Origin of the sequence: Corynebacterium sp. HMSC074C01 (assembly GCF_001814605.1) — a bacterium.
GTDB lineage: Bacteria > Actinomycetota > Actinomycetes > Mycobacteriales > Mycobacteriaceae > Corynebacterium.
This window is the reverse complement of the sequence record NZ_KV817261.1, coordinates 1-281: the sequence shown is the minus strand read 5'-3', so window position 1 is coordinate 281 and position 281 is coordinate 1. Positions and strand designations below refer to the sequence as shown.

Annotated in this window: 1 protein-coding gene; it reads left to right on the top strand. The window is 52.0% G+C overall.

Going from position 1 to position 281, the window contains the following annotated elements:
• On the top strand, positions 1-281 hold a 281-nt coding region (locus HMPREF2978_RS13165), incomplete at both ends, for a hypothetical protein (RefSeq protein WP_168166436.1).

Here is a 281-nt window from a genome sequence, read left to right as displayed (position 1 = left end):
AAGACCACGGTTGATGATTCTGGTGTGAAGCCGGTTGATCCGACTGATAAGGAGCAGGACACTGGTATCAAGGTCACTAACCCGGATAAGGACACCAAGGTCTCTGCTACCGATGAGGATGGCAAGGACGTTCCGGCTAAGATTGACGAGAACGGCAACGTTGTTGTTACTCCGGGTAAGGATGTTGATGGTCCTATCAATGTAGTTGTTGAGGATCCGGATCTGCCTGGTGGCAAGACTGAGATTGAGGTTGAGGTTAACGGCCACGAGAAGGGCCGCGA